Here is a 2486-nt window from a genome sequence, read left to right on the forward strand (position 1 = left end):
TGGGTGGTGTCGGCGCGGTCGGGTGCGGCGTTGGCCGGGCAGGCGGGTCGGCTGGCGGAGTTCGTGGCGGCGCGTCCGGAGGTTTCGGCCAAGGATGTGGCGTTCTCGTTGGCCGCAACCCGGACCACAGGATTTGCGCACCGCCTGGCGGTGATCGGCGATGACCGTGACCAGTTGCTGGCGGGTCTGGCTGCCGTTGCAACGGGCCAGGAGGCTCCGGGTGTGGTGACCGGGGTTCCTGGTTCGGCGTCGGTGTCGCGGCCGGTGTTTGTGTTTGCGGGTCAGGGTGCGCAGTGGGTCGGGATGGGTCTGCAACTGTGGGATGGGGAGCCGGTGTTCGCGGCGGTGATGGAGCGCTGTGAGCGGGCGTTGGAGCCGTTTGTGGATTGGCAGTTGCGTGATGTGCTCGCGGATGCGGGATTGTTGGGGCGGGTGGATGTGGTTCAGCCGGCGTCGTGGGCGGTAGCGGTCAGCTTGGCCGGGCTCTGGCGGGCGTATGGCGTGGAGCCTGCGGCGGTGGCGGGTCACAGTCAGGGTGAGATCGCGGCGGCGTGTGTCGCCGGCGGGTTGTCTTTGGAGGATGGCGCGCGGGTTGTGGCGTTGCGCAGCCGGGCGTTGGCGGGGCTTGCGGGCACGGGCGGGATGGTGTCGGTGCCCGCTGGTCTGGATGAGGTGGGGGAGTGGATCTCCCGCTGGGGTGAGGACCTGTCGGTCGCGGCCGTCAACGGCCCCCGGCAGGTCGTAGTGGCCGGTGCCGCGAGCGCGTGCTCGGAGTTCGTGGACGCCTACGCGGATCGGGGGGCGCGCCGCATCGCGGTGGACTACGCCTCGCACACGGCGCACGTCGAAGCCGTCCAGGACCGTTTGGCCGAGGACCTGGCGGGGGTGTCTCCGGTTTCTGGTGCGGTGCCGTTCTACTCCACGCTTGAGGCGCGTGTGCTGGACACCGCCGGGTTGGACGGCGGGTACTGGTTCCGGAACCTGCGTGAGCCGGTGCGGTTCGGTGAGGTCATTGCCGGGCTGGCGGCGGAGGGTCACCGGGTGTTTGTGGAGGTGAGCCCGCATCCTGTGTTGGGTTTGGCGATCGCGCAGGCGGGTGAGGACCTGGTCGTGGCGGGCACGTTGCAGCGCGGCGATGGCGGCCGGAGCCGCTGGCTGACCGCCCTGGCCGGTGCCTACGCCGCCGGTGTCGAGGTGGACTGGGCCGCGGTGGCCGGCGAGGGCGCGCAGACGGTTGCTCTGCCGACGTATCCGTTCCAGCGGGAGCGTTACTGGCCCAAGGCGATGGCCGGTCGTGGGGATGTTTCGTCGGCTGGGCAGCAGCAGAGCGGGCATCCGTTGTTGGCGGCTGCGGTGTGGCTGGCCGAGGGCGATGGGCTCGTGCTGACGGGTCGCCTGTCCTTGGCCGCGATGCCGTGGCTGGCCGACCACGCGGTCCACGGCACGGTGTTGCTGCCCGGCACGGCGTTCGTGGACCTGGCGATCCACGCCGGAGACCTGGCCGGTTGCGGCACGCTGGAAGAACTGACACTCCAGGAACCGCTGATCCTTCCCGGCTCCGGTGGCGTGCAGCTTCAGGTCCAGGTCGGCGACAGCGACGACGACAGTGGCCGGCGAACCGTCACCGTCTCCTCCCGTGAGGGCGAGGGCGAGTGGGTTCGGAACGCGGTCGGTGTGCTGGCCGCAGCCGATGGTGAGCCTGCCCCGGCGCCGCTGGGTGCCTGGCCTCCTGCCGGTGCGGAGTCGGTTCCGGTCGATGACGCCTATGAGAAGTTCGCCCAGCGCGGCTACGGCGACGGTCCGGCGTTCCAGGGCCTGCGTCAGGTGTGGCGTGCCGGGGACACCGTCTACGCCGACGTCGAGCTGCCCGAGGTTGTCGAAGCCGATGCTGCCGGGTTCGGTCTGCATCCGGCTCTGCTCGACGCCGCGCTGCACGGTCTCCTGACCGTCGGCAACAGCACCAGCAATGGCAGTGGCGGGACGGGGTTGCCGTTCGCCTGGTCGGGGGTGCGGCTGCTGGCCGACGGTGCCCGCCACCTGCGGGTCGTCCTGGCTCCCGGGGCAGGCGGGCTCTCGGTGACGGCGTTCGACGGTGCCGGTCAGCCGGTGCTGCAGGCGCGGTCGTTGGCGCTGCGTGAGATTCCGGCTGGTCAGTTCGCCGGGCCGGGCCGGCAGGTTCGGCAGTCGCTGTTCACCGTGGATTGGGTGCCGCTGACCGCGCAAGCTTCGGCCCTCGGGGTGCACTGGGTGCGGCACGGCCAGCCGGTCGGCTCCGCGCCGGTGGTTGTCGCGGCCGTGCCGGCTGCCCCGTTCGGGATGTCGGCGCCGCAGGCGGCCCAGTCGGCCGCTGCGACGGTGCTGGGTTGGGTGCAGGAGTGGCTGGCCGATCCCGAGACCGACAACGCGCGCTTGGTGATCTGGACCCAAGGCGCGGCCGCCGACTGGGCCCTGCGCGGAGCTGAGTCTGATAGAGAGCTCACGCTGCC

General features: G+C 71.3%; 1 protein-coding gene and 1 pseudogene. Both read left to right on the top strand.

The genetic code is table 11. The annotated features are described in order from the left end of the window. Window positions 1-63 precede the first annotated feature (63 nt). Window positions 64-147, top strand: a pseudogene (locus ACFXB5_RS52755) (hypothetical protein); the annotation flags it as partial. Window positions 148-150: 3 nt separating this feature from the next. Further along, window positions 151-2486, top strand: a 2336-nt coding sequence (locus ACFXB5_RS52760) for an acyltransferase domain-containing protein (protein WP_385223067.1), incomplete at its 3' end; no start/stop codon positions are given.

This window comes from Streptomyces sp. NPDC059455 (assembly GCF_042750115.1).
Taxonomy (GTDB): Bacteria; Actinomycetota; Actinomycetes; order Streptomycetales; family Streptomycetaceae; genus Streptomyces; species Streptomyces endocoffeicus.